We start from the raw sequence: 23,690 nt of genomic DNA on the forward strand, positions 1-23,690 counted from the left end.
CTCAGGCCTCCTGCTTCTTGAGCATGATCAGGCTCAGCCCGGTGAACCCCAGGAAAAACCCGAACAGCGCCAGGCACTGTGGCCATAGCTGACGCAGGTCCAGGGCCTTGGTAAAGGTGCCCACCGCAATGTCGAGGAAGTAGCCCGCCGGGAACAACATGCCCATCAACGCGGCGGCGCCTTCCAGGGACGAGCGCGGCACGATCAGCCCGGAGAACTGGATGGTCGGCAGGCTGGTGATGATCATGGTGCCGAGGATCGCTGCGATCTGGGTGCGGGTGAACGCGGAAATCAGCAGGCCCATGCTGGTGGTGGCCAGCACATACAGCAGGCCGCCGAAAGCCAGGGTCACGCCGCTGCCCTTGAACGGCACGCCGAACAGCCAGCGGTTCATCGCCACCAGCAGGCCCAGGTTGATCAGGCTCACGGCCAGGTATGGCGCCTGCTTGCCCAACAGGAATTCCAGGCGGGTCAGGGGTGTGGCGTAGAAGTTGGTGATGGAGCCCAGTTCCTTCTCGCGCACGATCCCCAGGGCCGTGAGCATCGCCGGGATAAACGCGAGGATCAGCGCCATCACGCCGGGACCGATAGCGTTCACGCTGACCACGTCCTGGTTGTAGCGAAAGCGGGTTTCCAGTTTGGCGGCCGCTTGCTGATTCAGTGGTGTGCTGTTCAGTTCGGCCAGTTGTTGGAGGTTGGCCTGGTGCACGGCCTCGACATAATTGCGGCTGGTTTCCGCACGGAACGGCATGCCGCCATCGAGCCAGGCGGCCACGGCGGGTTGGCGGCCGGCGTAGAGATCGCGGCCGAACCCTGGCGGAATCTCCAGCGCCAGTTTGATTTCCGAGCGTTGCAGGCGTTTGTGCAGTTCGTTGGAGTCAGTGATCGGCGGCTGTTCGGCGAAATAGCGCGAACTGCGAAAGGCCTCCAGATAGGCCCGGCTTTGCGGCGTCTGATCCTGGTCGTAGACGGCGAAGGCGAGTTTCTCCACGTCCAGGGAAATGCCGTAGCCGAAGATCACCATCATGAAAATCGCCCCCAACAGGGCGAAGGCCATGCGCACTTTGTCCCGCAGCAGTTCCTTGCCTTCGCGGCTGGCCACGGCCAACAGGCGGGCGACGCTGAACCCGCGTTTGCTGACGGGTGGGGCCATGGGTTCGCTGACGGTTTCGGAGGGCGCGGTGGCCGCTTCGGGCGCGCCTTGGGCCTGTTCGAGGCAGGTGACGAACGCCGCTTCCAGGGTTTCGCCGTGGAACTGCTGTTGCAGCGCGTCCGGCGTGTCGCAGGCCAGCACCTTGCCCGCGTGCATCAGCGAGATGCGGTCGCAGCGCTGGGCTTCGTTCATGAAGTGGGTGGACAGGAAGATCGTCACGCCCTGTTCCCGGGACAGTTCGATCAGCAGCCGCCAGAAGTCATCCCGCGCGGCCGGGTCGACGCCCGAGGTCGGCTCATCGAGGATCAGCACTTCCGGGCGGTGCAGCACCGCCACCGCCAGGGACAAGCGCTGGCGCAGGCCCAGCGGCAACTCGCCGGACGGCTGCTCGGCAACGTCGCCCAGGTCAAAACGCTTGATCAATTCGTCGATGCGCTGGCCGCTCTCGGCCTTGGGCAGGTCGAACAACTGCGCATGCAGCACCAGGTTCTGGCGCACGCTGAGTTCGCCGTACAGCGAGAAGCTTTGCGACATGAAACCCACGCGCTTGCGGGTGGCCAGGTCCTTGGCGTTGACCGGGTTGCCCAGCAGCGTGGCGGTGCCCTCGGTGGCGGGCATCAACCCGGTGAGGACTTTCATGGTGGTGGTCTTGCCGCAGCCGTTGGAGCCGAGGAAACCAAAGATCTCGCCCCGGCCAATCGCGAAGCTGACCTTGTTGACTGCCGTGAAGTCGCCGAAGCGCAAGGTCAGGTCGTGGGCTTCGATGGCGATGTCGGTGTTGTCGCTTTGCCGGGGCGGAATCACCAGCGGTTCATTGTTATGGGCACTGTCGCCCTGGAAATGGGTGAAGGCTTCGTCCAGTTTGCCGCTGGGCGTCGCGGCGGCCAGTTCGCTGCTCAGGCCGTCGGCGATCAGCTTGCCGCGGTCGAGCATCAGGCAGTGTTCAAACTGCTCGGCTTCTTCCATGTAGGCGGTGGCCACCAGCAGTGTGAGCTGCGGGCGTTCGCTGCGTACGGTTTCCACCAGTTCCCAGAAGCGTCGACGGGACAATGGGTCGACCCCGGTGGTGGGTTCGTCGAGGATCAACAGGTCCGGGTCGTGGATCAGCGCACAGCAAAGGCCGAGCTTCTGCTTCATGCCGCCGGAGAGCTTGCCGGCAGGTCGCTCGGCGAAGCGTGCGAGGTCGGTGGCCAGCAGCAGGTTGTGCATGCGCTGGTCGCAATCGGCTTTTGACAGGCCGAACAGCGTGGCAAAGAACCGGATGTTTTCGCTGATGGACAGCTCGGGGTAAAGGTTACCGCCCAGGCCTTGAGGCATGAAGGCGATGCGCGGGTACAGGCTGTTGCGGTGGCGGCGGTCTTCGATGGAGCCGCCGAGTACTTCCAGCTCGCCCTGTTGAAGCTTTTTGACCCCGGCGATCAAGCCCAGCAGGCTCGACTTGCCGGCGCCGTCCGGGCCGATCAGGCCGCAGCGTGTGCCGGCAGGCAGGCTGAAGGCGATGTCGATCAGCGCCTGTTGCTTGCCGTAGCGATGGTTGATCCCCGTGGCGTGCAGCGCCAGGCCGCTCATTGCAGGTTGGCCGGCCAGTCCAGGTCAGCGGTGCGCACATAGCCGGCGCCGGGCATGCCCGGTTTGGCTTGGGGCACGGCGCTTGGTTGGGTCAGGCGCAGCTTGACCCGGAACACCAGCTTCTGACGTTCGTCGCGGGTTTCCACTTCCTTGGGGGTGAACTGCGACTTGGCGGCGACGAAGCTGATTTTCGCCGGCAGCGGTTGCTTCGGCAGGGCGTCGAGGACGATCCGCGCCTCACTGCCGACGGTCAGGGCGCCGGTTACCGAAGCGGGCAGATACAGGTTCATGTATTGGTCGTTGGGGTCGATCAGCAGCAACACGCGACCACCCGCGCCGAGCACTTCGCCGGGTTCGGCCAGGCGTAGCTGGATGATGCCGTCGATAGGCGCCCGCAGGCTGCTGTCTTCGATTTCACTGGTGAGCTGGGCGACCTGAGCCTGGGCGGCGCCGATGGCGGCCTTTACCGAATTGACCTGGGCCTGGGCGGCGACCACGGCAGCGTTGCCGGTGTTTTGCCGGGCCTGCTGCTGGTCGATCAGCTGGCCGCTGGCGAAGCCGCGCTTGTACAGCTCCTGGGTGCGCTTGAGTTCCTGGCTGGCCAGCAGTTGTTCGCTCCGGCGCAGTTGCACATTGGCTTCGGCAGCAGCGAAATTCTCCCTGGCCCGCAGCACTTCGGCTTCGGCCTGGGCGCGCTGGGCTTCCAGGGTGCGGGTGTCCATGCGCGCCAGCAGTTGGCCCTTGAGCACCTTGTCGCCTTCGTCCACCCGCACTTCGGCGAGGCGCCCGGGGATCTTGGCGGCGATCTGCACTTCAGTCGATTCCAGCCGGCCATTGCCCATGCTCAAGCCTTCGGGCAGGCGGTCCTGGGTGGATTGCCAATAGCCGAAGCCGCCGGCGGCCAGCAGCAAGACAATCAATGGAATGGCGAAAAGATGGGAGGTACGGTGGTTCGTCGACATGGGTGCATCCTGCGGCGTTAGCGTCCTAGTTTGACCGATCCTGCCCGGAGGCCCTTGATGCGGGTCAAATGAAGCGCCAGCCTAACCCGGTTGGCGCGCAGATGCATGCGCCATGGGCGTGACCGCAGGGTTCTGCTGTTTCAGCGCAGGCCGAGTACGGCGGCCCATTGCTCGGCGGTGACCGGCATCACCGAAAGGCGGCTGCCTTTTTGCACCAGGGGCAACTCGGCGAGGGCGGTTTGCTGTTTCAGATAGCCCAGCCCCAGGACCTTCGCAAAGGTCTCGACGTGGGCAACATTGATCGCGCTCCACGGGTTTTTTTCAGGGCTGGCCTTGGCGTCGAAATAATGACTGTCGGGCTCCAGCGCGGTCGGGTCCGGGTAGGCTGCCTCGACGATTTTACCGATGCCGGCAATCCCCGGTTCCGGGCAGCTGGAGTGGTAGAAGAAGAACTGGTCACCCACCGCCATCGCCCGCAGGAAGTTCCGCGCCTGGTAGTTGCGCACCCCGTCCCACCGGGCCTCGCCGAGCTTTTCCAGGCCCTTGATGGACAGTTCATCGGGCTCGGATTTCATCAGCCAATAGGCCATGTTTTCGCTCCTCAAAAGTCGATTGGGAAAGTTGTCCTGCAATTTTATGACAAACCGACAGTCGGTTGGCGTCAAGGTTTGCGTGTTGGTTCACGTTAACGCAGAATGCCGGGGTTTTGAGCTTGACGCAGCTGGCACGGACTACTAATGGAACGTTGCTGTCATCGTGTGCAAGATGCCTGAAGGGGGGCAATCGATGAAACGCAAACCGGATTTACTATGGATTTTGGTTATTTTGTTCGGCCTGGGCGTTGTGACCACCGGCTATGCGCAGAGCTTGTGGTCGAACAAGACTGACGCACCGATTGAACTCGCACAGCAACAGCCGCAACCGTTCAAACGCTGACCCGTCTTCAAGGCGCTGCTGATTCCAGTAGCGTCTCTGCTATATACCAATCCTTATCGGTGACTGTGCCCTCAAGCGGTACATCCCAGCTTGCCTGTGCCAATCGTTCGACCTTCTGGCATTCATGGGCCAGGCCCAACAGCGTCGGCTTGCGCCAGGATTTCCGGCGGGCCATGTAGGCCAGGCTGCGGTCATAAAACCCGCCGCCCATGCCCAACCGTCCGCCCACATCATCAAAGCCAACCAGTGGCAGCAGCACCAGGTCCAGCGCCCAGACCTTGCGTTGCCGGCTGGCATTTACCTGGGGCTCGAGGATGCGAAAACGGTTGGGCCTCAGCTTTTCGCCGGGGCGCACTCGCTGGAATACCATCTTGGTTCGCGGCCATGCACTGAGCACCGGCAGGTACGTCGCCTTGCCCCGGCGCTGTGCAGCGCGCAGCAGCAGGCGCGGATCGATTTCACCGTCCGTCGGTAGATATAAGGATAGGTGTTTGGCCCGGCGAAACAGCGGGTGCTGTGCCAGTTGCCGATACAGGCCCAGGGCGGCCTGGCGTTGCTCGCTTGGCGTCAGGGCGCGGCGGGCTTTGCGCAGCATGCGTCGAAGTTGCGGGCGTGAAAGCGGCGCAGGTTCGGTCATGGTTTTCGGCTCATAAAACAATGCCAGTCCTGGGACTGGCATTGGATTTGGGAATCAGGCTCCCCGACAGAACCGCTGTCGACTTAGCCCTTGAACCCGAAAGTTCAAGGTGGAAGAAACAGTAGGCTTTAAGGCTTTCCGTCTAGCGGACATGCACACCAGCCCAACGTGTAACTTCCAGGGTAGTGCGAATCGGCTCAGGGACATCGCCGACTGGCAAGCACGCCAGGGAGTGGGGCGAGTATACCCGAAACCGACGCCGCAATCAGCCCTTGGGTGGCTCTGGATCGGTAGAAAGTACCAGATCGACCCGCTCCAGCAGGTCGCGCACCTGCTCGCGCGTCGAGCCGCTGGCCTGCACGTCAGGCCGTTCCTGCTTATGCAGCAGATCGTGGGTAATGTTCAGGGCGGCCATCACGGCGATGCGATCGGCGCCGATGACTTTGCCGCTGCTGCGGATTTCGCGCATCTTGCCGTCCAGGTAGCGGGCAGCGCTCACCAGGTTGCTGCGTTCTTCCTGGGGGCAGATGATCGAATATTCTTTGTCGAGAATCTGCACGGTGACGCTATTGCTTGAACTCATGAGTCTTGCTCCAGGGCCTTCAGGCGCGAAATCATCGATTCGACCTTACGCCGGGCGATTTCGTTTTTTTCAATGAGGTGAGCGCGTTCCTCGCGCCAGGTCTTTTCCTGAGCTAATAGGAGTCCGTTTTGGCTCTTAAGTTGCTCGACCCGGTTAATTAGCAGCTCGAGTCTGGCCATCAGCGCTTGCAGGTCGGTGTCTTCCATTGGGTTCCACTGGATTTTGTCTGATGAATGGCAACTGCTGGATAAACGATCTGACGCCCTCGATAGTCTTGGTACGTCTGCCGATGCTAGGATACAGCGCTTCATTCTAGACATTGCGCCGTCTGGCGCCTAGCTCACCATGCCCATTCAGAACTCCCCGTACGATGCTTTTTCCAAACTGCTGAGTTCCAGCGGTCATCCTTGCTCGCCTGCCGAACTGCACGGCGTGCTGCTGGGCCGCAGCTGCACCGGTGTCGGCTTTGATGCCGACAACTGGCTGGCCGACGTCGCCGAGCTGCTGGAAACCGAGCCTACCGAAAACGTGCGCAATGCGCTCATCGGCCTGCAAGAGATGGTTAAAGGCGAGCTGACCGGTGATGACGTCACCGTCGTCCTGCTGCTGCCTACCGATGACGCGCCGCTCACCGAGCGCGCCGCCGCGTTGGGCCAATGGTGCCAAGGCTTCCTCCACGGTTTCGGCGTGAACGCCGGCGGCCTCGACCTGAGCACCGATGCCCAGGAAGTGCTGCAGGACCTGGCCGCCATCTCTCAGGTGCAAGACGCCCTGGAAGAGTCCGAAGACGGCGAAAGCGACTACATGGAAGTCATGGAATACCTGCGCGTCGCGCCGCTGCTGCTGTTCACCGAGACCCGTAAATCGGCTGAGCCCGCTGCACCCAAGCCGTCGCTGCACTAAGAAAGGAAGCCCATCTGCCCATGATCCATATCCCCAAAGCGGAATACACCCGGCGCCGCAAGGCGCTCATGGCGCAGATGGAACCCAACAGCATCGCCATCCTGCCGGCGGCCGCGGTAGCCATCCGCAACCGTGACGTCGAGCACGTCTACCGCCAGGACAGCGACTTCCAGTACCTGAGCGGCTTCCCGGAACCGGAAGCGGTGATCGTGCTGATGCCTGGCCGCCAACACGGCGAGTACGTGCTGTTCTGCCGCGAACGCAACGCCGAGCGCGAACTGTGGGACGGCCTGCGGGCCGGCACCGAAGGCGCGATCCGCGATTTTGGCGCCGATGACGCCTTCCCGATTACCGATATCGACGACATCCTGCCCGGCCTGATCGAAGGCCGTGACCGAGTGTATTCGGCCATGGGCAGCAATGCCGAATTCGACCGGCACCTGATGGAGTGGATCAACGTGATCCGCTCCAAAGCGCACCTCGGCGCCCAGCCACCGAACGAATTTGTTGCCCTGGATCATCTGCTTCACGACATGCGCCTGTATAAATCGGCGGCAGAGGTGAAGGTGATGCGCGAGGCGGCACGGATTTCCTGCGCGGCCCATGTACGGGCGATGCAGGCCAGCCGCGCCGGGTTGCATGAGTTCAGCCTGGAAGCGGAGCTCGACTACGAGTTTCGCAAGGGCGGGGCGAAGATGCCGGCCTATGGTTCCATCGTCGCCTCGGGGCGCAACAGCTGCATCCTGCATTACCAGCAGAATGACGCGCTGCTCAAGGACGGCGACCTGGTGCTGATCGACGCCGGCTGCGAGATCGACTGCTACGCCAGCGACATCACCCGCACCTGGCCGGTGAGCGGCAAGTTTTCCGCCGAGCAGAAGGCGATTTATGAAATCGTGCTGGCTTCCCAGGAAGCCGCCTTTGCCGAAATCGCCCCGAACAAGCATTGGAACCAGGCCCACGAGGCGACGGTGCAAGTGATCACTGCCGGGCTGGTGAAGCTGGGATTGTTGCAGGGTGATGTCGACGAACTGATCGCCAGTGAAGCCTATAAAGCCTTCTACATGCACCGCGCCGGCCACTGGCTGGGGATGGATGTGCACGATGTCGGCGAATACAAGGTCGGCGGAGAGTGGCGGGTGCTGGAAGTCGGCATGGCACTGACCGTGGAGCCGGGGATTTACATCTCGCCGGACAACCAGAACGTGGCGAAGAAATGGCGTGGCATTGGCGTACGCATCGAGGACGACGTGGTGGTGACCAAGCAAGGCTGTGAAATTCTGACCGGTGGCGTGCCCAAGTCCGTCGCCGAGATCGAAGCATTGATGGCGAGCGCCCGATGAGCCGGGTCAACCTGGCGATTATCGGCGGCGGCCTGGTGGGTGCCAGCCTCGCATTGGCCTTGCAGGCCGGGGCCAAGGCCCGGGGCTGGAAGATCGTGCTGATCGAGCCGTTTGCCCCCGGCGACAGCTACCAGCCGAGCTATGACGCGCGTTCTTCAGCGCTGTCCTTTGGCGCGCGGCAGATCTATCAACGGTTGGGCGTGTGGCAGGAAATCTCTCGCCGCGCCGAGCCGATCAAACAGATTCATGTGTCGGACCGTGGCCGCTTCTCTACCGCGCGCCTGTCCGCCATGGAAGAGGGTGTGCCGGCGCTTGGCTATGTGGTGGAAAACGCCTGGCTGGGCCAATGCCTGTGGCAAGGGCTGGACAAGGACGTGGTCAGTTGGCGTTGCCCGGCGGAAGTTACGCGCATGGAGCCGCTTGCCGATGGCTACCGCCTGACCCTCAATGACGAAACCGTGCTGGAGTGCGACCTCGCGGTGCTGGCCGATGGCGGTCGCTCAGGTTTGCGCGAGCAACTGGGCATCGGCGTTAAAAAGCGGCCGTACAACCAGAGCGCCCTGATCGCCAACATCACCCCAAGCGAGGCCCACAACGGCGAGGCGTTCGAGCGGTTCACCGACGAAGGCCCGATGGCCTTGCTGCCGTTGCCGGACAACCGCTGCGCGCTGGTCTGGACCCGCGTCGGCATGGACGCCAAGCGCCTGGCCGATCTGGACGAACGCAGCTTCCTGAGTGAACTGCAGGGCGTGTTCGGCTACCGCCTGGGCACCCTCAAACAAGTCGGTGCGCGCCACCTGTACCCGCTGACGCTCGTGGAAGCGGAAGAACAAGTGCGCTCTCATCTGGCCGTACTTGGCAATGCCGCCCACAGCCTGCACCCGATTGCCGGTCAGGGCTTCAACCTGTCCCTGCGGGATGCCTACGCGTTGGCCGAGGCGCTGCTGGCCGGGCCGGCGATTCCGGGCGACCTGGCGACACTGCAGGCGTACCGCGAGCGTCAGCGCATGGACCAGAAACTCACCGTCGGCTTCTCCGATCAGGTCACCCGCCTGTTTGGCAGTGCGCAACCGTTGGTCGCGCTGGGCCGCAACATGGGCTTGCTGGGCCTCGACTTGCTGCCGCCGGCCAAGCGCTGGTTCGCGCGCCAGGCCATGGGCCTGGGCACCCGTCCCGATGCGTGAGTGGCTGACCCGACGCCTGGGCAAGGCGCGGCTGTTGCGCTGGATCATGACTCTGTACCCGCCGTACCTCGGGGCCGGAGTTCGGGTGTTGCACATCGGCAGCGATTTCCGCGAGGTCAAGGTGCGCATGGGCCTGGGCTGGTACAACCGCAACTACGTCGGCACGCAGTTTGGCGGCAGCCTGTATTCGATGGTCGACCCGTTCTACATGCTGATGCTGATGGAGAACCTGGGCCGCGACTACATTGTCTGGGACAAGGCTGCCGCTATCGACTTTATCTCGCCGGGCAAAGGCCCGGTGTTCGCCGAATTTTCCATCGACCATGCGTTGCTGGACGAGATTCGCCAGCACACCGCCAGCGGCGACAAGTATTTACCGCAGCTCAAGGTACAGATTCATGACGGCTCCGGCACCCTGGTGGCGCGGGTCGACAAAACCCTTTACGTGCGGCGCAAGCTGCAATCGAGACAGGCTTAAAGCATGGGCATGCGCGCAGATGTGCTGATTGTCGGGGCCGGAATGGTCGGAAGCGCCCTGGCGCTGGCGTTGCAGGGCAGTGGCCTGCAGGTGCTGCTGCTCGACGGCAGCCCCCTGAGTGTCAAGCCGTTCGACCCTCATGCTGCGTTCGAACCGCGGGTGAGCGCCTTGTCGGCCGCCAGCCAGCGCATCCTCGAGCGCCTTGGCGTGTGGGACGGGATTGTCGAGCGACGTGCCAGCCCGTACGGCGAGATGCAGGTGTGGGACGGCAGCGGCACCGGGCAGATCCACTTCTCGGCGGCCAGCGTGCATGCTGAGGTGCTGGGGCATATCGTCGAAAACCGTGTGGTCCAGGACGCCTTGCTCGACCGCCTGCACGACTGCGACCTCGGCCTGCTGGCCAATGCGCGCCTGGAACAGATGCGCCGCTCCGGCGATGACTGGCTGCTGACCCTCGCCGATGGCCGCACCTTGCGCGCGCCACTGGTGGTCGCGGCGGACGGTGCCAACTCGGCAGTACGTCGCCTGACCGGCACCGCTACCCGTGAGTGGGATTATTTGCACAACGCCATCGTCACCAGTGTGCGCAGCAGCCAGGTGCATCAAAAGACGGCCTGGCAGCGTTTTACCGACAATGGCCCGCTGGCATTCCTGCCGCTGGTGCGGGACGGGCAGGAAGACTGGTGTTCGATCGTCTGGTCGACCACCCCGAGTGAGTCCGAGCGCTTGATGGCGCTGGACGATGAAAGCTTCTGCCGTGAACTGGAAAATGCCTTCGAAGGCCGCCTGGGCAGCGTGATAAGCGCCGATCTACGGCTGTGCGTGCCGTTGCGTCAGCGCCACGCCAAACGTTACGTGGCCGAAGGCCTGGCATTGATTGGCGACGCGGCCCACGTCATTCATCCGCTGGCGGGGCAGGGGGTGAACCTGGGCTTCCTCGATGCGGCGGTGCTCGCCGAGGTCCTGCTGGCGGCCAACGAGCGCGGCGAGCGCCTGGCGGATGTGAAGGTGCTCAGCCGTTACGAGCGTCGGCGCATGCCGCACAACCTGGCGCTGATGGCGGCGATGGAAGGCTTTGAGCGGTTGTTCCAGGCCGATCAACTGCCGTTGCGCTGGCTGCGTAATGCAGGGCTGAAGGTGGTTGAGCAGATGCCGGAGGCCAAGGCGTTGTTTGTGCGTCAGGCATTGGGTTTGACCGGGGATTTGCCGGAGCTGGCCAAGGCCTGAGGGTGCTGTGCAACATCTGGTAACGGCTCCGTTGAGCGTTACCAAATGTGAGTCCTTATCATTTGCGCTCTTTTTGCAAATGAGAGACCGCACCCATGCTGGCACCCAAGCGCCTCCTGACTGCCCTGGCACTCACTCTTATCGGCAGCACCACCGTGCAGGCGGCCGATGAGGTCGTGGTCTACTCCTCGCGCATCGACGAACTGATCAAGCCGGTGTTCGACGCCTACACCAGGAAGACCGGCGTGCAGGTGAAGTTCATCACCGACAAGGAAGCGCCGCTGATGCAGCGCATCAAGGCCGAAGGTGAAAACGCCACCGCCGACCTGCTGCTCACCGTCGACGCCGGCAACCTCTGGCAGGCCGAGCAGATGGGCATCCTGCAGCCGTTCACCTCTGCGGTGATCGACAAGAATATTCCCCTTCAATACCGTTCTTCGGCCCATGCCTGGACCGGCCTGAGCCTGCGAGCGCGGACCATCGCCTACTCCACCGATCGCGTGAAACCGGGCGACCTGACCACCTACGAAGCCCTGGCCGACAAACAGTGGGAAGGCCGCCTGTGCCTGCGCACCGCGAAGAAGGTCTACAACCAGTCGCTGACCGCCACCCTGATCGAAACCCACGGCGCGGCCAAGACCGAAGAAATCGTCAAGGGCTGGGTCAACAACCTGTCCACCGACGTGTTCTCCGATGACATTGCCGTGCTGGAAGCGATCAACGCCGGGCAGTGTGACGTGGGCATCGTGAACACCTACTACTACGGCCGCCTGCACAAGCAGAAGCCGGACCTGGCGGTGAAGTTGTTCTGGCCGAACCAGGGCGACCGCGGGGTGCACGTCAACCTGTCGGGCATCGGCCTGACCAAGCACGCACCGCACCCGGAAGCAGCCAAGGCGCTGGTGGAGTGGATGACCACGCCGGAAGCGCAGAAGATCTTTGCGGATGTGAACCAGGAGTTCCCGGCCAACCCGGCGGTGCCGCCGTCGGCGGAGGTGGCGACCTGGGGCAAGTTTGTAGCTGACACATTGCCGGTGGAAGTGGCGGGCAAGCGTCAGGCTGAGGCTATTCGCTTGATGGATCGCGCTGGCTGGAACTAGATACAATTTGCAAGGCGCCGCCGATCTAAATGTGGGGGCGGGTTTGTGTGGGAGCGGGCCCGCTCCCACATTGGTTAGCGCTGGCTTCAAGCTATTCATTCTCTGAGAATTAACCTTTGGCCCATCCCGCCCAACGCCGCTGGTACCTGCCGGTCTTCACCGTCGCCGCCCTGGTGCTGCTGCCGTTGAGCGTGCTGTTGCTGTCGTGGCAGACCATCGACCACCAGATCTGGTCCCACCTGTGGGAAACCCAGATGCCACGTCTGCTGGGCAACACCTTGACCCTGGTGCTGGGCGTCGGTGTGGGCGTCACGCTGCTGGGCGTCAGCCTGGCCTGGCTGACCAGCCTCTGCGAATTCCCGGGCCGGCGCTGGCTGGACTGGGCGTTGATGCTGCCCTTCGCGATTCCCGCCTATGTGCTCGCCTTCGTCTTCGTCGGCCTGCTGGACTTCTCCGGCCCGGTGCAAACCCTGCTGCGCGAATGGTTTGGTACAGGCTTGCGCCTGCCGCGTGTGCGCTCGACCAGCGGTGTGATCATCGTGCTGGTGCTGGTGTTCTACCCCTATGTTTATCTGCTGGCACGCACCGCGTTCCTCGCCCAGGGCAAAGGCCTGATGGAAGCGGCGCGTGTCTTGGGGCAGTCGCCGTGGCAAGCGTTCTGGCGGGTGGCCCTGCCCATGGCGCGTCCCGCCATCGGTGCGGGCGTGGCCCTCGCGCTGATGGAAACCCTGGCGGATTTCGGTGCCGTCTCGGTGTTCAACTTCGACACCTTTACCACCGCCATCTACAAGACCTGGTACGGCTTTTTCAGCCTCTCCAGTGCCGCGCAACTGGCCAGCCTGTTGCTGTTGGTGGTGATGCTGGTGCTGTACGGCGAGCGCCGCGCCCGGGGCGCCAGCCGGCCGAGCAACGAGCGACCTCGCGGCAAGGCGCTTTACCATCTGCGCGGGTTCAAGGCGGCGGCGGCCAGTGGTTGGTGCGGATTGGTGTTCGCCTGCGCGTTCGTGATCCCGATGCTGCAACTGGTGGCCTGGTTCTGGCAGCGTGGCCGTTTCGACCTGGACGAGCGCTACGCCGGTTTGATCGTCCATACCCTGTACCTGGGCGGTATGGCTGCCCTGATCACCGTCAGCGTGGCCCTGGTGCTGGCGTTCGCCCATCGCCTGGCGCCCACCCGGGCCATCCACTCCGGCATCAGCCTGGCCAACGTAGGTTACGCGCTGCCCGGCTCGGTACTGGCGGTGTCGATCATGCTGGCGTTCAGCTACCTGGATCGTGAACTGGTGATCCCGGTCTCCGGCTGGCTGGGGGGCGCCGGCAAACCGCTGTTACTGGGCAGTTTGTCGGCCTTGCTGCTGGCGTATCTGGTGCGCTTCATTGCGGTGGCCTACGGGCCGCTGGAAAACAGCCTGGCGCGAATCCGTCCGTCCTTGCCGGAAGCCGCCCGCAGTCTTGGGGTCAGCGGGCCGCGACTGTTTTGCAAAGTGTATCTGCCACTTTTGCTGCCGGGCACCCTGAGCGCGGCGCTGCTGGTGTTTGTCGATGTGCTCAAGGAAATGCCGGCGACCCTGCTGATGCGCCCGTTCGGCTGGGACACGCTGGCGGTGCGGATTTTCGAGATGACCAGCGAAGGGGAGTGGGCGCGGGCTTCGCTGCCGGCCCTGACCCTGGTATTGGTGGGGCTGTTACCGGTCATCGGGTTGATCCGACGTTCGGCGCGACGAATCGGTTAGGTGCCAGTCCTACGGCTTGAGGCTACAATGCGCGGCATTCGGTGCGGTCGATCTTTCAGATCGGGTTGCTGAACGCGGCTACAGGCCTTGTATTTCAAGGCGTGCGGCCCGAACGGCGACCGTCCGCACCTTCGCCACGCCCGGAAGGAGAAACCCATGGGACAGCGCACGCCTCTGTATGACCTGCATCTCGCCCTTGGCGCGAAAATGGTCGATTTTGGCGGTTGGGATATGCCTTTGCACTACGGCTCGCAGGTTGAGGAGCACCATCAGGTGCGACGCGACTGCGGGGTGTTCGATGTATCCCATATGACCGTGATCGATATCACAGGCCCCCAGGCCAAGGAATGGCTCCAGCATTTGCTGGCCAATGATGTTGACCGATTGCACGGCTGCGGCCGCGCGTTATACAGCGCCATGCTCAACGAGCAGGGCGGCGTGGTGGACGACATGATCGTCTACCGTACCGAGGGCGGTTACCGGCTGGTGGTCAACGCTGCCACCCGTGACCAGGACATGGCCTGGATGCAGGCTCGGCTCGGCAGCTATCAGGCCCAGCTCCGCGAGCGGCCCGAATTGGCCATGCTCGCCATTCAAGGCCCCCATGCCCGGCAAAAGATCGCTGAACTGGTGACCCAGTCCCGCGCCACCCTGATCCATCAGCTCAAGCCCTTTGAAGGCCTGGCTGACGGCGACTGGTTTATCGCGCGCACCGGTTACACCGGCGAAGACGGTCTTGAAATTGTCCTGCCGGCCGATCAGGCCCCGGCGTTCTTCAACGACCTGGTAGGCGCAGGCATTTCGCCCATCGGCCTCGGCGCCCGCGACACGCTGCGCCTCGAGGCCGGCATGAACCTTTACGGTCAGGATATTCACCAGGACGTCTCGCCCCTGGCAGCCAACATGGCCTGGAGCATCGCCTGGGAGCCGGCCGAGCGGGATTTCATCGGCCGCGCCGCCCTGGAAGCCGAAAAGGCTGCGGGTGTGAAGTCCAAGCTGGTCGGCCTGGTGCTGGAAGAGCGCGGGGTTTTACGCGCTCACCAGGTGGTTCGTATCGCCAATGTTGGCGAAGGAGAGATCACCAGTGGTAGTTTCTCTCCTACGCTAAGCAAATCCATTGCCCTGGCGCGTGTGCCGTCGGCGACTGCTGACCGGGCCGAGGTGGAAATCCGCGGCAAGTGGTACCCGGTTCGGGTGGTCAAACCGACGTTCGTGCGCCATGGCAAAACATTGATCTAACTTTTCCGGCGGGCCAATGGCCGCTGACATTTTTCCTTGAGGACACAGACTATGAGCGATATCCCTGCCGACCTGCGTTTTGCCGAAAGTCACGAATGGGCCCGTCTGGAAGCTGACGGCACCGTGACCGTCGGGATCTCGGACCATGCCCAGGAAGCATTGGGGGATGTAGTGTTCGTTGAGTTGACCGAAGTCGGCAACGTGTTCAAGGCGGCTGACCAGGCCGGCGTGGTTGAATCGGTGAAGGCCGCTTCGGATATCTACTCGCCAATTGCTGGCGAAGTGATCGCGGTGAACGACGCCTTGAGCGGTGAGCCAGAGCTGTTGAACTCCGACCCTTACGGCGCCTGGATCTTCAAGCTCAAGCCAAGCAACCCGGATGAACTGAAAAAATTGCTGGACGCTGCCGGCTACAAGGCTGCCATCGGCGAGTGATCCCGCTGCGGGAGCCGGCAACCGGCTCCCGCAAAGGTTTTGTCAGCGCTTCAACACCGCTTTTACCGCCGCTACCGAACGCTCTACGTCCGCTTTCGTCATCGCCGTGAACATCGGCAACGACACAATCAAACGCCCCACTTTTTCCGCTACCGGGAACATGCCTTCCTTGAATCCCTGTGCCTTGTACAAGCTCAGCAGGTGGATCGGTGGGTAGTGATAGCCAATGCCGACGCCATGGGCCTGCATCTGCTCCATGAACGTGGCGCGTGCGGGCAGGCCGTCCTGGCGCTCTGGCAGTACCAGCTGGAACAGGTGCCAGTTGCTGTTTTCGAAGTCTGCCGGTGGCAATTGCGCACCGTACTGCGCTTCAAAATCACTGCCGAAGCATTCGAAATAGTGACGCGCCAGTTCCTGGCGGTGGGCAGTGATCTTCTCGATATGGGCAAACTGGCCCAGGCCGATGGCGGCTGCGATGTCGGTCATGTTGAACTTGCCGCCCAACACATCCACGTCCAGGCCATCGAAGCCGGTGCGGGTCACGCCCTGCAGGCGATATTTTTCCGCCAGGCGCGCTTCTTCAGCGTTGTTCAATACCAGGCAGCCGCCTTCGGACGAGGTGATGTTCTTGTTCGCCTGGAAGCTGAACGATACGAAATCGCCGGTAGCGCCAATGCGTTGGCCATCCCAGCTGGAACCCAGGGCCTGGGCTGCATCTTCGACGATGCGCAGGTTGTACTTGTTGGCCAGCGCGTAGAGCAATGGCATGTCCAACGGCAGGCCCGCCAGGTATACCGGGATGATTGCCTTGGTGCGCGGTGTGATCGCGGCTTCCACCTGGGCCAGGTCGATATTGCGGGTCACCGGGTCGATGTCGGCGAACACCGGCGTGGCACCGACTTCCAGAATCACGTTGGCCGTGGCTACCCACGAAATCGGGGTGGTGATGACTTCGTCACCAGGCCCGATACCGGCGATGCGCAAGGCAATCTCCATGGTGCAGGTGCCCGAGTTGAAGGTACGCACCGGGCGCCCCCCAAAATATTCCGACAACTGCGCCTCGAACGCCTGCACTTTCGGCCCGCTGGTGATCCAGCCGGAGCGCAGTACGTCGCCTACCGCCGAGATGGTGGCTTCATCAATGGTGGGCTTGGAGAACGGCAGAAAGGGCAGTTGGCTCATGACGTTGAAGGCATCCGTTTCAGAAGGCGATGAGAAAAAAGCATATCAATGCCGGGCATGGTTGCACGGCTCGACTGAATATAGCCTGTCGTCTGTGAATGAATCGTCCCGCCTGAAACAAAAAATGCCGCCTCGGGAGCGGCATTTCAGCATCGGTGTCAGAAGGCAACGCGTGCCTCAAGAAACACGTTCTGCTCTTTGAGCTTGCCTTTGAGCTGTTCGTCCCGGGCGTTTATCCGATTGGCGAACGTGTTGTAGCCGGTCTCGATCCCGCCCATGTCCACGTAACGCCAGCCGGTACCCAGGGTCAGGGTTTCGCTGACCTTGGCATCCAGCCCCAGGCCAACGCTGTAGGCGAAGTTGTATTGGCGATTGCTGGCGAAACGGCGGGTGTCGTTGGTCTGGTAACCCTCGGCGTCAACCTGGGCCACGCCGACTCCCGCCATACCGTAGAACGACAGCCATTCATTCATCGGGATGTTTTTATAACCGTTGAGCATCAGGCGCTGGCTGTCGGTGCGCAGGCTGTTGACGTTGGCATTGAACGGTGCCCAATGGGATTTGAAGGTCGAGTGGCTGGGCATCGTGTATTCCCCCTCCAGGCGCCAGCCATCGGCAAAGGCATAGCCCACGGCGAATGAGCCGGTGAACGTCTTGCTGCTGTCGGGGGCTTCTACCCGGTGGGTTACGCGTGGGCTGGTCAGCAGTGAGCTTGAGAGATTCTGCCGGGCGCTGTTGAGCTTTGCCGACCCGTACCAGCTTTCTGCCTGGGCATAAGGCGTGGCAACCGCGGCGAGCAGCAGGGCGTAGGAGAGTTTTTGCATGGTCATCGATTCACTCAGTCTGAAGGGAATCGATAGCTTGTTGCCGGGTGCGCCTGCAACTCGACAGGACTTTTCCTGTTCAGATGCGGAATCGCCAGCGTCTGGCGTAGGAAATCAGGGCAAAAAAATGCCGCTCTCGAGGAACGGCATTTTTTATGCGGCGGTATTACTCGGAAGCAATGGCGTTTTTTGCCAGGATTGCGTTCGCCAGGTCCATATCCGTGGCCTTGAGGCCAGGGTTATCGGCGCGGACTTTCTGCATCGCAGCTTCCAGGTATGGGCCACGGATGTTGCCGTCACTGGCGACGAAGCTACCGGCGTCGTCCTGGGCGGCGACTACCATTTTGTGGTCCTTGAAGGTCAGGTACGTCGAGCCGGTCGTGGCACCCGATGAGATGACATTACGCCAGAAGCTGTCGGCCATGGCTGAACCGACAGGAAGGGAAAGCACAGCGAGGGTTGCGACAGCATATTTTAGACGCATGATGGGTGACTCCGACTGGGTTATCTGAACAGTTTGATTGTAGATAGCCCAGCCGAGTTCCATGGATGACTAAACAGTTTCAACCTGCAAAATCACGCCTTCCTGACCAATGACACGTACGTGTGCCCCAGCCGGCGCGTCCGGCCCGGATGCCATCCACACACCGTCACCCACCTTGATCTTGCCACGGCCCTCGACGATGGCCTGATGCACCACAAAGGTGCGACCGATCAACTCGGAGCCGCGCATGTTCAGCCCCGGCTGGTCGCTGACCTTGGCGCTGCTGCGCTGGCGTCGCCACCAGTACACCGCCGTGAGGATCGACAACACGGCGAACAGCAGCAGTTGCCACTCCAGCCCCAGGCTCGGCACCAGGAACTTGATCACGCCCACGGCTGCCGCGGCGATGCCCATCCACAGCAGATAACCACCGGCACCGAACACTTCAAGGATCAACAGCACCGTGCCCAGTGCCAGCCAGTCCCAAAACGACAGGTGCTGCAGGAATTCCCACATGGTGCGTGCCTCAGGCTTTCTTGTTGTCGAAGGTTGCCTTGACGATTTCGCCGATGCCGCCGACTGCGCCAATCACCTGGCTGGCTTCCAGCGGCATCAGGATCACCTTGCTGTTGTTGGCCGAGGCCAGCTTGCCCAGTGCGTCGATGTATTTCTGGGCGACGAAGTAGTTGATGGCCTGCACGTTACCGGTGGCGATGGCTTCCGATACCACTTGAGTGGCGCGGGCTTCGGCCTCGGCCTGACGTTCGCGGGCTTCGGATTCCAGGAAGGCGGCCTGACGACCACCTTCGGCCTCCAGGATCTGCGCCTGCTTCTTGCCTTCGGCGGTCAGGATCGCGGAGGCTCGCAGGCCTTCGGCCTCGAGGATCTGCGCACGCTTGATCCGCTCGGCCTTCATCTGGCCGGACATGGCGGCCATCAGGTCGGCAGGCGGGCTGATGTCCTTGATCTCGATCCGGGTGATCTTGATGCCCCACGGTGCGGTGGCTTCGTCGACGGTGCGCAGCAGTTTTTCGTTGATGCCGTCACGCTGGCTGAGCATCGCATCCAGCTCCATGGAGCCGAGCACGGTACGGATGTTGGTTTGCAACAGGTTGCGGATGGCGTGTTCGAGGTTGTTCACCTCGTAGGCAGCCTGGGCGGTATTGACCACCTGGAAGAAGCACACGGCGTCGATCTGCACCGTGGCGTTGTCAGCGGTGATGACTTCCTGGGGTGGGATATCCAGCACGCTTTCCATCACGTTGATCTTGCGACCGATGCGGTCCATGACCGGAATGATGATGTTCAGGCCGGGCTTGAGGGTGTTGGTGTAGCGGCCGAAGCGCTCGACTGTCCACTGGTAACCCTGCGGGACCACCTTGAAACCCATGAAAAGGATGGCGACGGCCAAGCCTACAAAAAGAAGCAGTACGGTTCCGATCTGCATAACGATTCCTTGTCTGGTGACGGTGAAGCGAGGTTTTTCCGATTGTAACGGTGTTGTCACGGATAAGGACGGATTACCGCGCCATCGATCAAAGGATTTGTTTCTGAATCCCCAGGCGTCACTCGCAGTACCTCTTCAAGTGTTGTCAGTCCTGCCATTACCTTGCGCATACCGGCGGACCGCAAGCTGCACATTCCCTGGTCAAGGGCCGCCAGACGCAGGGCCTGGAGGTCGGTGCCCGGGCTGACCAGGGCCTTGAGGCGATCGTTCATCAGCATGATCTCGTAGACCCCGGCTCGACCCCGATAGCCACTTTCCCGGCACTCGCCGCAACCCACTGCCTGATGGACCTGCCCGGCTTGCCGCTTGCAGTGCGGGCACAACAGCCTGACCAGGCGCTGGGCCATCACCCCCAGCAGCGTGGCATTGATCAGGTAATGGGGAATGCCCAGTTCCAGCAAGCGGCTGATGGCGCCGGGCGCATCGTTGGTGTGCAACGTCGACAGCACCAGATGCCCGGTCAGGGCGGCCTGGATCGCCATTCCTGCGGTTTCCAGGTCGCGAATCTCGCCGATCATGATGATGTCCGGGTCCTGGCGCATCAGCGCGCGGATGCCGCTGGCGAAGGTCAGGTCGATGTTGTGCTGCACCTGCATCTGGTTGAAGGCCGGCTCCACCATCTCGATCGGGTCTTCGACGGTGCACAGGTTGACCTCGCGAGTGGCCAGTTGCTTGAGCGTGGTGTACAGCGTGCTGGTCTTGCCGGAACCGGTAGGGCCGGTGACCAGGATGATGCCGTTGGCCTGGCCGGTCATGGATTGCCAGCGTTGCAGGTCGTCGCTGGAAAGTCCCAGTTGCTGGAAATCCTTGTGCAGCACCTGCGGGTCAAAAATTCGCATCACCAGCTTTTCGCCGAAGGCTATGGGCAAGGTCGACAGGCGCAGTTCCACTTCCCCGCCCGTGGGGCTTTTGGTCTTCACCCGGCCGTCCTGGGGTTTGCGTTTTTCCGCCACGTTCATCCGGCCCAGGCTTTTCAGGCGGCTGACCACCGCCATCGTCACCTGGGATGGGAATTGATAGACGTCATGCAGCAGCCCGTCGATGCGAAAACGCACGCGCCCCTGATCGCGTCCGGGTTCGATATGGATATCACTGGCCCGCTGGCCAAAGGCGTACTGCAACAGCCAGTCGACGATGTTGACGATGTGCGCGTCGTTGGCGTCGGGCTCCTGGTCGCTGGCGCCGAGATTGAGCAGTTGTTCGATATTCGGCGCGCCGGAGGTTTTTTGATCAATGGCGCCGCTGACCGATTTCGCCAGTCGGTAAAACTCCACGGTGCAGCGCTGGATCTCCTGGGGATTGGCCAGCACCCGCTTGATGGAGCGCTTCAACACCTGAGCCAGGCCGGCTTCCCAACTGCACACGTAAGGCTGGGCACTGGCGACGGTAACGCTGTGGGCGTCGACCGCAACGGCCAGGATCTTGTGGCGCTGGGCAAAGGCATAGGACATCAGCGGCACCACCGCCGCGACGTCGATTTTCAACGGGTCGATACGCAGGTAGGGCTGGCCGCAGTGGCGGGCGAGCCATTCGGTCAGCATTTCCAGAGACGGCCCCTGGCTGGCAATGCATTCCAGGGGATGCAGCCCACTGTTCGCCGGTAGGGCCAGGTCGGCGGGCACCAGGCCCTGGTCGATCAGGGCAGGCAACAACTGATGGATTTCCAGCCAGCGATCCTGGGGATTTGGCGCAACGGACATGGTGACGTTCCTGGGCAACGATTAGGCGTAGTCCTCAGGCTAGTCACCCTTTGCGCTTCGGCCTCCGGAGTTTATTGCAGGCATTTACTGAGCTGCCGCCTGGACCGCCAGAGGCCGCGCAGCATCTGCCGGGCGCAGCTCCAGCGAGCACACACTGATCAGGTTACGAAGTTTTTCGCCGATCACCTGGGCCCGGTGCCAGCTCAGGCCATCCATCACGATATCGATCGCCAGCAGGTCGTCTTCACGCTGCACGCTCACCTGACGTGGCACCAGGAACTGCAGGGCAAAATAGTTGAGCACCCGGCACAACACGTCGGGTTCAGCCTCGGCGAGGATTTGATAGTGCGCCTGGCAGTGGGCATTGCTGACGGCCCAGGCGTCAACGCGTTGGGCGGGGTGGGAGGCTTCGACGACGTGCATGATGATTCTCCGGATTCGACTGGAGAAATTTTTGCATTCGTCGCGGGAGATTTCTTATCTAAAACAGCCTGTATTGGCTTATAAGAGAATCATGTAATTCTTTAAATCATGATTAATGGGTATTTCTATGCACGCTGAATTGGACGTGTACGACCGGCGCATTCTCGCGCTGTTGCAGGAAGACGCTTCGCTCTCCAGCGCGCAGATCGCCGAACAGGTCGGCCTGTCGCAGTCGCCGTGCTGGCGCCGGATTCAGCGGCTGAAAGAGGAGGGTGTGATTCGCGGCCAGGTCACCCTGCTGGATCGCAAGAAAATCGGCCTTAATACGCAGATTTTTGCCGAGGTGAAACTCAACGCCCACGGCCGTTCCAACTTCACTGAATTCACCGAGGCGATTCGCGGTTTTCCGGAAGTGTTGGAATGTTATGTGCTGATGGGGGCGGTGGACTTTTTACTGCGGATCGTCACGTCGGACATCGAGGCGTATGAGCGGTTTTTCTTTGAGAAGTTGTCGATGGTGCCGGGGATTCAGGAGGTCAACTCGATAGTGGCCTTGTCGGAGATCAAGTCCACCACGAGTTTGCCGGTGTTGCGCTGATAGTTGTCTTGGCCTGATTTTAGTGAAGAGGGAGCAAGGTTTTACAGGCGCAGCAGGGTTTTCCAGGCGCGATTCTGATACACCGCAATCGCCTGATGCATCCGCGCATCCAGCGACTCATCGGTGATCGGCTGGTTGGCCAGGTGCGCCAGCTTGTTCAGCTCGCCATACAAACGGTCCAGCTCGGCGATATCCAGCACCTGGCGTGCATGGTGCAGCCAGGCCAGGATGCGTTCGATACGCGGCAGTTGCTCGGCCAGGTCTTCCGGCTGTTGCTGGTAGCGCGGCAGTTGCAGGGCAACGGCGTCATCGGCCAGCAGGCGCGGCAGCCAGTTGGCCAGCTGTGCAGCGCCCTGGCGATTGCCACGCACGTTGCGATCCGCGGCCCAGGTGCGGGCCAGCAGCCAGCGGGAAGTGGTCAGGGAGAACAAACCCCAGCGCACGTCTTCCAGTTCTTCGGCGAACTGCTCCGGCGCGGCCTTGCGGATGTCTTCATCGTCGTCACCGGCCTGGACCAGCGGACGCCAGTCTTCCAGTAAGGCGTCCAGTGCGGCGCGCAATTCGCTGGTGGACTGACGCGGTGCGGCCTGGCCGAGGCTGCCGAGCAGGGCCCGCAGTTCGCCGAGGTTTTCCACCCAGTCCTGCAGCAGACGCCAGTGGCCGTTAAAACGGTATTGCTCGGCCAGGCGCTGGCTGCTGCCCAACAGATGCCACATGACGGCAGCAAATGCGTCGTCCAGCGGCATTTCGGCGTGCAGCACCGGTGCCGGCAGGCTCAGGGAGTAGCTGTTGGCGTCGAACAGGCGATAGCCACGCTCGGCCTTGCTGATATCGCACGGCATCAGCGCCAGGGTCGCGGCCAGTTCAGCGGCCAGCTCCAGCAGGGCGGCCGGGTCGCCTTCGCGCAGTTCCAGTTCCAGCTCGCAGATTTCTTCTTTCTGCTTGCCGGCAACCACGTGGCCCAGGTCCAGGGCGGCTTCGATCACCACCTTGGCCTTGCCGCGGCCCCAGGCGATTTCAGCGCGTTCGCGGACGAAATCGGTGGTGAAGATCGGCTTGAGGGTCTTTTTGTCCAGCTCGGCCAGTTGCTCGGGCCAGCATTCGCCGTCGAGTTTCTTCACGTCGAGCTTGGCTTTGGCCAGGTCCCAGTTGTACTCATTGCGTTCCGACAAGCCGGCGACGCTCTGGCCACGGGTCTTGAGGGTCTGGATCACTTCGTCGCCGTCTTTGCGCAGGCGCAGGGCCACTTTGGCCTGGGCCAGGTCGCGTTCCGGGGTGTCGAAGTACTGGTTCATCAACTCACGGCGTTCCCAGCCACTTTTGTTGCGTTTTTTCAGTAACGGGTGCTCACGCAGCGCGGCGAGGGTTTCGCGGCTGACACGGAGCTTGATTTCGGTTTCTTTCTGCATGGCCGGAAAATCCAGGATCGGGAGCGCAGCCGGGGAAAAGAGTGGCTGCCAAGGTCGTGCAGTGTACAGGACTGAGCCCGG

Annotated in this window: 25 protein-coding genes and 1 other RNA gene; 11 read left to right on the forward strand and 15 right to left on the reverse strand. The window is 62.2% G+C overall.

Features of this window, described 5'->3' with window-relative positions:
• Window position 1: 1 nt before the first annotated feature.
• From rbbA to ACIOMR_RS13130, 3 genes are all read right to left on the reverse strand, one after another.
• Entirely contained in the window at window positions 2-2,722 is a 2,721-nt protein-coding gene (gene rbbA / locus ACIOMR_RS13120; protein ID WP_401194519.1) for a ribosome-associated ATPase/putative transporter RbbA, read from the reverse strand.
• Window positions 2,719-3,684: an HlyD family secretion protein gene (locus ACIOMR_RS13125; protein ID WP_003213963.1), complete on the reverse strand. Its 966-nt coding sequence runs from the start codon at window positions 3,682-3,684 to the stop codon at window positions 2,719-2,721. Before ACIOMR_RS13125 ends, rbbA begins: the two co-directional genes overlap by 4 nt.
• 140 nt (window positions 3,685-3,824) lie before the next feature.
• On the reverse strand, window positions 3,825-4,274 hold the full coding sequence (locus tag ACIOMR_RS13130) for an EVE domain-containing protein (protein WP_003213961.1): 450 nt from the start codon (window positions 4,272-4,274) through the stop codon (window positions 3,825-3,827).
• Window positions 4,275-4,470: 196 nt separating this feature from the next.
• Here ACIOMR_RS13130 and ACIOMR_RS13135 point away from each other — a divergent pair, with 196 nt between their 5' ends.
• Entirely contained in the window at window positions 4,471-4,620 is a 150-nt protein-coding gene (locus tag ACIOMR_RS13135) for a hypothetical protein (RefSeq protein ID WP_003213959.1), read from the forward strand.
• Between the two features lie 7 nt (window positions 4,621-4,627).
• Here ACIOMR_RS13135 and ACIOMR_RS13140 read toward each other — a convergent pair whose 3' ends face one another.
• From ACIOMR_RS13140 to ACIOMR_RS13155, 4 genes are all read right to left on the reverse strand, one after another.
• Entirely contained in the window at window positions 4,628-5,257 is a 630-nt protein-coding gene (locus tag ACIOMR_RS13140) for a 5-formyltetrahydrofolate cyclo-ligase (RefSeq protein WP_102604083.1), read from the reverse strand.
• A gap of 56 nt (window positions 5,258-5,313) precedes the next feature.
• A non-coding RNA gene (ssrS, locus tag ACIOMR_RS13145) (6S RNA) lies at window positions 5,314-5,492 on the reverse strand.
• A gap of 30 nt (window positions 5,493-5,522) precedes the next feature.
• A complete protein-coding gene (locus tag ACIOMR_RS13150; protein ID WP_003213956.1) occupies window positions 5,523-5,840 on the reverse strand; it encodes a cell division protein ZapA in 318 nt (105 codons plus the stop codon).
• Window positions 5,837-6,046, reverse strand: a complete 210-nt coding sequence (locus ACIOMR_RS13155; RefSeq protein WP_003213954.1) for a TIGR02449 family protein — start codon at window positions 6,044-6,046, stop codon at window positions 5,837-5,839. The genes ACIOMR_RS13150 and ACIOMR_RS13155 overlap by 4 nt, the downstream gene beginning before the upstream one ends.
• Window positions 6,047-6,185: 139 nt before the next feature.
• On the opposite strand from ACIOMR_RS13155, the gene ACIOMR_RS13160 reads away from it, so the two are divergent.
• The 9 genes from ACIOMR_RS13160 (at window position 6,186) to gcvH (ending at window position 15,482) form a co-directional block, all read left to right on the forward strand.
• The gene (locus tag ACIOMR_RS13160; protein WP_003213952.1) at window positions 6,186-6,743 is read left to right on the forward strand and encodes a YecA family protein; all 558 of its coding nucleotides are present in this window, start codon (window positions 6,186-6,188) and stop codon (window positions 6,741-6,743) included.
• A 20-nt stretch (window positions 6,744-6,763) separates the two neighbouring features.
• The gene (pepP, locus tag ACIOMR_RS13165) at window positions 6,764-8,086 is read left to right on the forward strand and encodes a Xaa-Pro aminopeptidase (protein ID WP_134327504.1); all 1,323 of its coding nucleotides are present in this window, start codon (window positions 6,764-6,766) and stop codon (window positions 8,084-8,086) included.
• Window positions 8,083-9,270 (forward strand): 2-octaprenyl-6-methoxyphenyl hydroxylase, encoded by a 1,188-nt coding sequence (gene ubiH, locus ACIOMR_RS13170; RefSeq protein WP_134327503.1) that lies wholly within the window; start codon window positions 8,083-8,085, stop codon window positions 9,268-9,270. The genes pepP and ubiH overlap by 4 nt, the downstream gene beginning before the upstream one ends.
• Window positions 9,263-9,748: a DUF4442 domain-containing protein gene (locus tag ACIOMR_RS13175; RefSeq protein ID WP_401194528.1), complete on the forward strand. Its 486-nt coding sequence runs from the start codon at window positions 9,263-9,265 to the stop codon at window positions 9,746-9,748. Before ubiH ends, ACIOMR_RS13175 begins: the two co-directional genes overlap by 8 nt.
• 9 nt (window positions 9,749-9,757) lie before the next feature.
• Complete coding sequence (locus ACIOMR_RS13180; RefSeq protein WP_219407232.1) at window positions 9,758-10,975, forward strand: 2-octaprenyl-3-methyl-6-methoxy-1,4-benzoquinol hydroxylase; 1,218 nt, start codon at window positions 9,758-9,760, stop codon at window positions 10,973-10,975.
• A 95-nt stretch (window positions 10,976-11,070) separates the two neighbouring features.
• The gene (locus ACIOMR_RS13185; RefSeq protein ID WP_003213942.1) at window positions 11,071-12,075 is read left to right on the forward strand and encodes an extracellular solute-binding protein; all 1,005 of its coding nucleotides are present in this window, start codon (window positions 11,071-11,073) and stop codon (window positions 12,073-12,075) included.
• Window positions 12,076-12,191: 116 nt separating this feature from the next.
• Window positions 12,192-13,808, forward strand: coding sequence for an ABC transporter permease (locus ACIOMR_RS13190; RefSeq protein ID WP_401194531.1), 1,617 nt, complete (start codon window positions 12,192-12,194; stop codon window positions 13,806-13,808).
• A 156-nt stretch (window positions 13,809-13,964) separates the two neighbouring features.
• Window positions 13,965-15,047 carry a glycine cleavage system aminomethyltransferase GcvT gene (gene gcvT / locus ACIOMR_RS13195; RefSeq protein ID WP_003213938.1) on the forward strand — a complete coding sequence of 361 codons (1,083 nt, stop codon included), beginning with the start codon at window positions 13,965-13,967 and terminating at the stop codon, window positions 15,045-15,047.
• A 51-nt stretch (window positions 15,048-15,098) separates the two neighbouring features.
• The gene (gene gcvH, locus ACIOMR_RS13200; RefSeq protein ID WP_087693282.1) at window positions 15,099-15,482 is read left to right on the forward strand and encodes a glycine cleavage system protein GcvH; all 384 of its coding nucleotides are present in this window, start codon (window positions 15,099-15,101) and stop codon (window positions 15,480-15,482) included.
• 42 nt (window positions 15,483-15,524) lie between these two features.
• Here gcvH and ACIOMR_RS13205 read toward each other — a convergent pair whose 3' ends face one another.
• The 7 genes from ACIOMR_RS13205 to ACIOMR_RS13235 form a co-directional block, all read right to left on the reverse strand.
• A complete protein-coding gene (locus tag ACIOMR_RS13205; protein WP_102604086.1) occupies window positions 15,525-16,664 on the reverse strand; it encodes a DegT/DnrJ/EryC1/StrS aminotransferase family protein in 1,140 nt (379 codons plus the stop codon).
• Between the two features lie 158 nt (window positions 16,665-16,822).
• On the reverse strand, window positions 16,823-17,494 hold the full coding sequence (locus ACIOMR_RS13210) for an outer membrane protein (protein ID WP_087693280.1): 672 nt from the start codon (window positions 17,492-17,494) through the stop codon (window positions 16,823-16,825).
• 160 nt (window positions 17,495-17,654) lie between these two features.
• Complete coding sequence (locus ACIOMR_RS13215; RefSeq protein ID WP_008438896.1) at window positions 17,655-17,972, reverse strand: DUF2388 domain-containing protein; 318 nt, start codon at window positions 17,970-17,972, stop codon at window positions 17,655-17,657.
• Window positions 17,973-18,041: 69 nt separating this feature from the next.
• Complete coding sequence (locus tag ACIOMR_RS13220) at window positions 18,042-18,488, reverse strand: NfeD family protein (RefSeq protein ID WP_008438897.1); 447 nt, start codon at window positions 18,486-18,488, stop codon at window positions 18,042-18,044.
• A 10-nt stretch (window positions 18,489-18,498) separates the two neighbouring features.
• Entirely contained in the window at window positions 18,499-19,419 is a 921-nt protein-coding gene (locus ACIOMR_RS13225; RefSeq protein ID WP_003213925.1) for an SPFH domain-containing protein, read from the reverse strand.
• 56 nt (window positions 19,420-19,475) lie between these two features.
• A complete protein-coding gene (locus ACIOMR_RS13230) occupies window positions 19,476-21,179 on the reverse strand; it encodes a GspE/PulE family protein (protein ID WP_401194539.1) in 1,704 nt (567 codons plus the stop codon).
• 84 nt (window positions 21,180-21,263) lie between these two features.
• Window positions 21,264-21,602, reverse strand: a complete 339-nt coding sequence (locus ACIOMR_RS13235) for a hypothetical protein (protein WP_102604088.1) — start codon at window positions 21,600-21,602, stop codon at window positions 21,264-21,266.
• Window positions 21,603-21,729: 127 nt separating this feature from the next.
• On the opposite strand from ACIOMR_RS13235, the gene ACIOMR_RS13240 reads away from it, so the two are divergent.
• Window positions 21,730-22,200 carry an Lrp/AsnC family transcriptional regulator gene (locus tag ACIOMR_RS13240; protein ID WP_087693276.1) on the forward strand — a complete coding sequence of 157 codons (471 nt, stop codon included), beginning with the start codon at window positions 21,730-21,732 and terminating at the stop codon, window positions 22,198-22,200.
• Between the two features lie 41 nt (window positions 22,201-22,241).
• Here the strand turns inward: ACIOMR_RS13240 and ACIOMR_RS13245 are convergent, their stop codons facing one another.
• Complete coding sequence (locus ACIOMR_RS13245; protein WP_003213918.1) at window positions 22,242-23,609, reverse strand: inorganic triphosphatase; 1,368 nt, start codon at window positions 23,607-23,609, stop codon at window positions 22,242-22,244.
• Window positions 23,610-23,690 lie beyond the last annotated feature (81 nt).

This window comes from Pseudomonas sp. NPDC087814, from assembly GCF_044742865.1.
Classification (GTDB): domain Bacteria; phylum Pseudomonadota; class Gammaproteobacteria; order Pseudomonadales; family Pseudomonadaceae; genus Aquipseudomonas.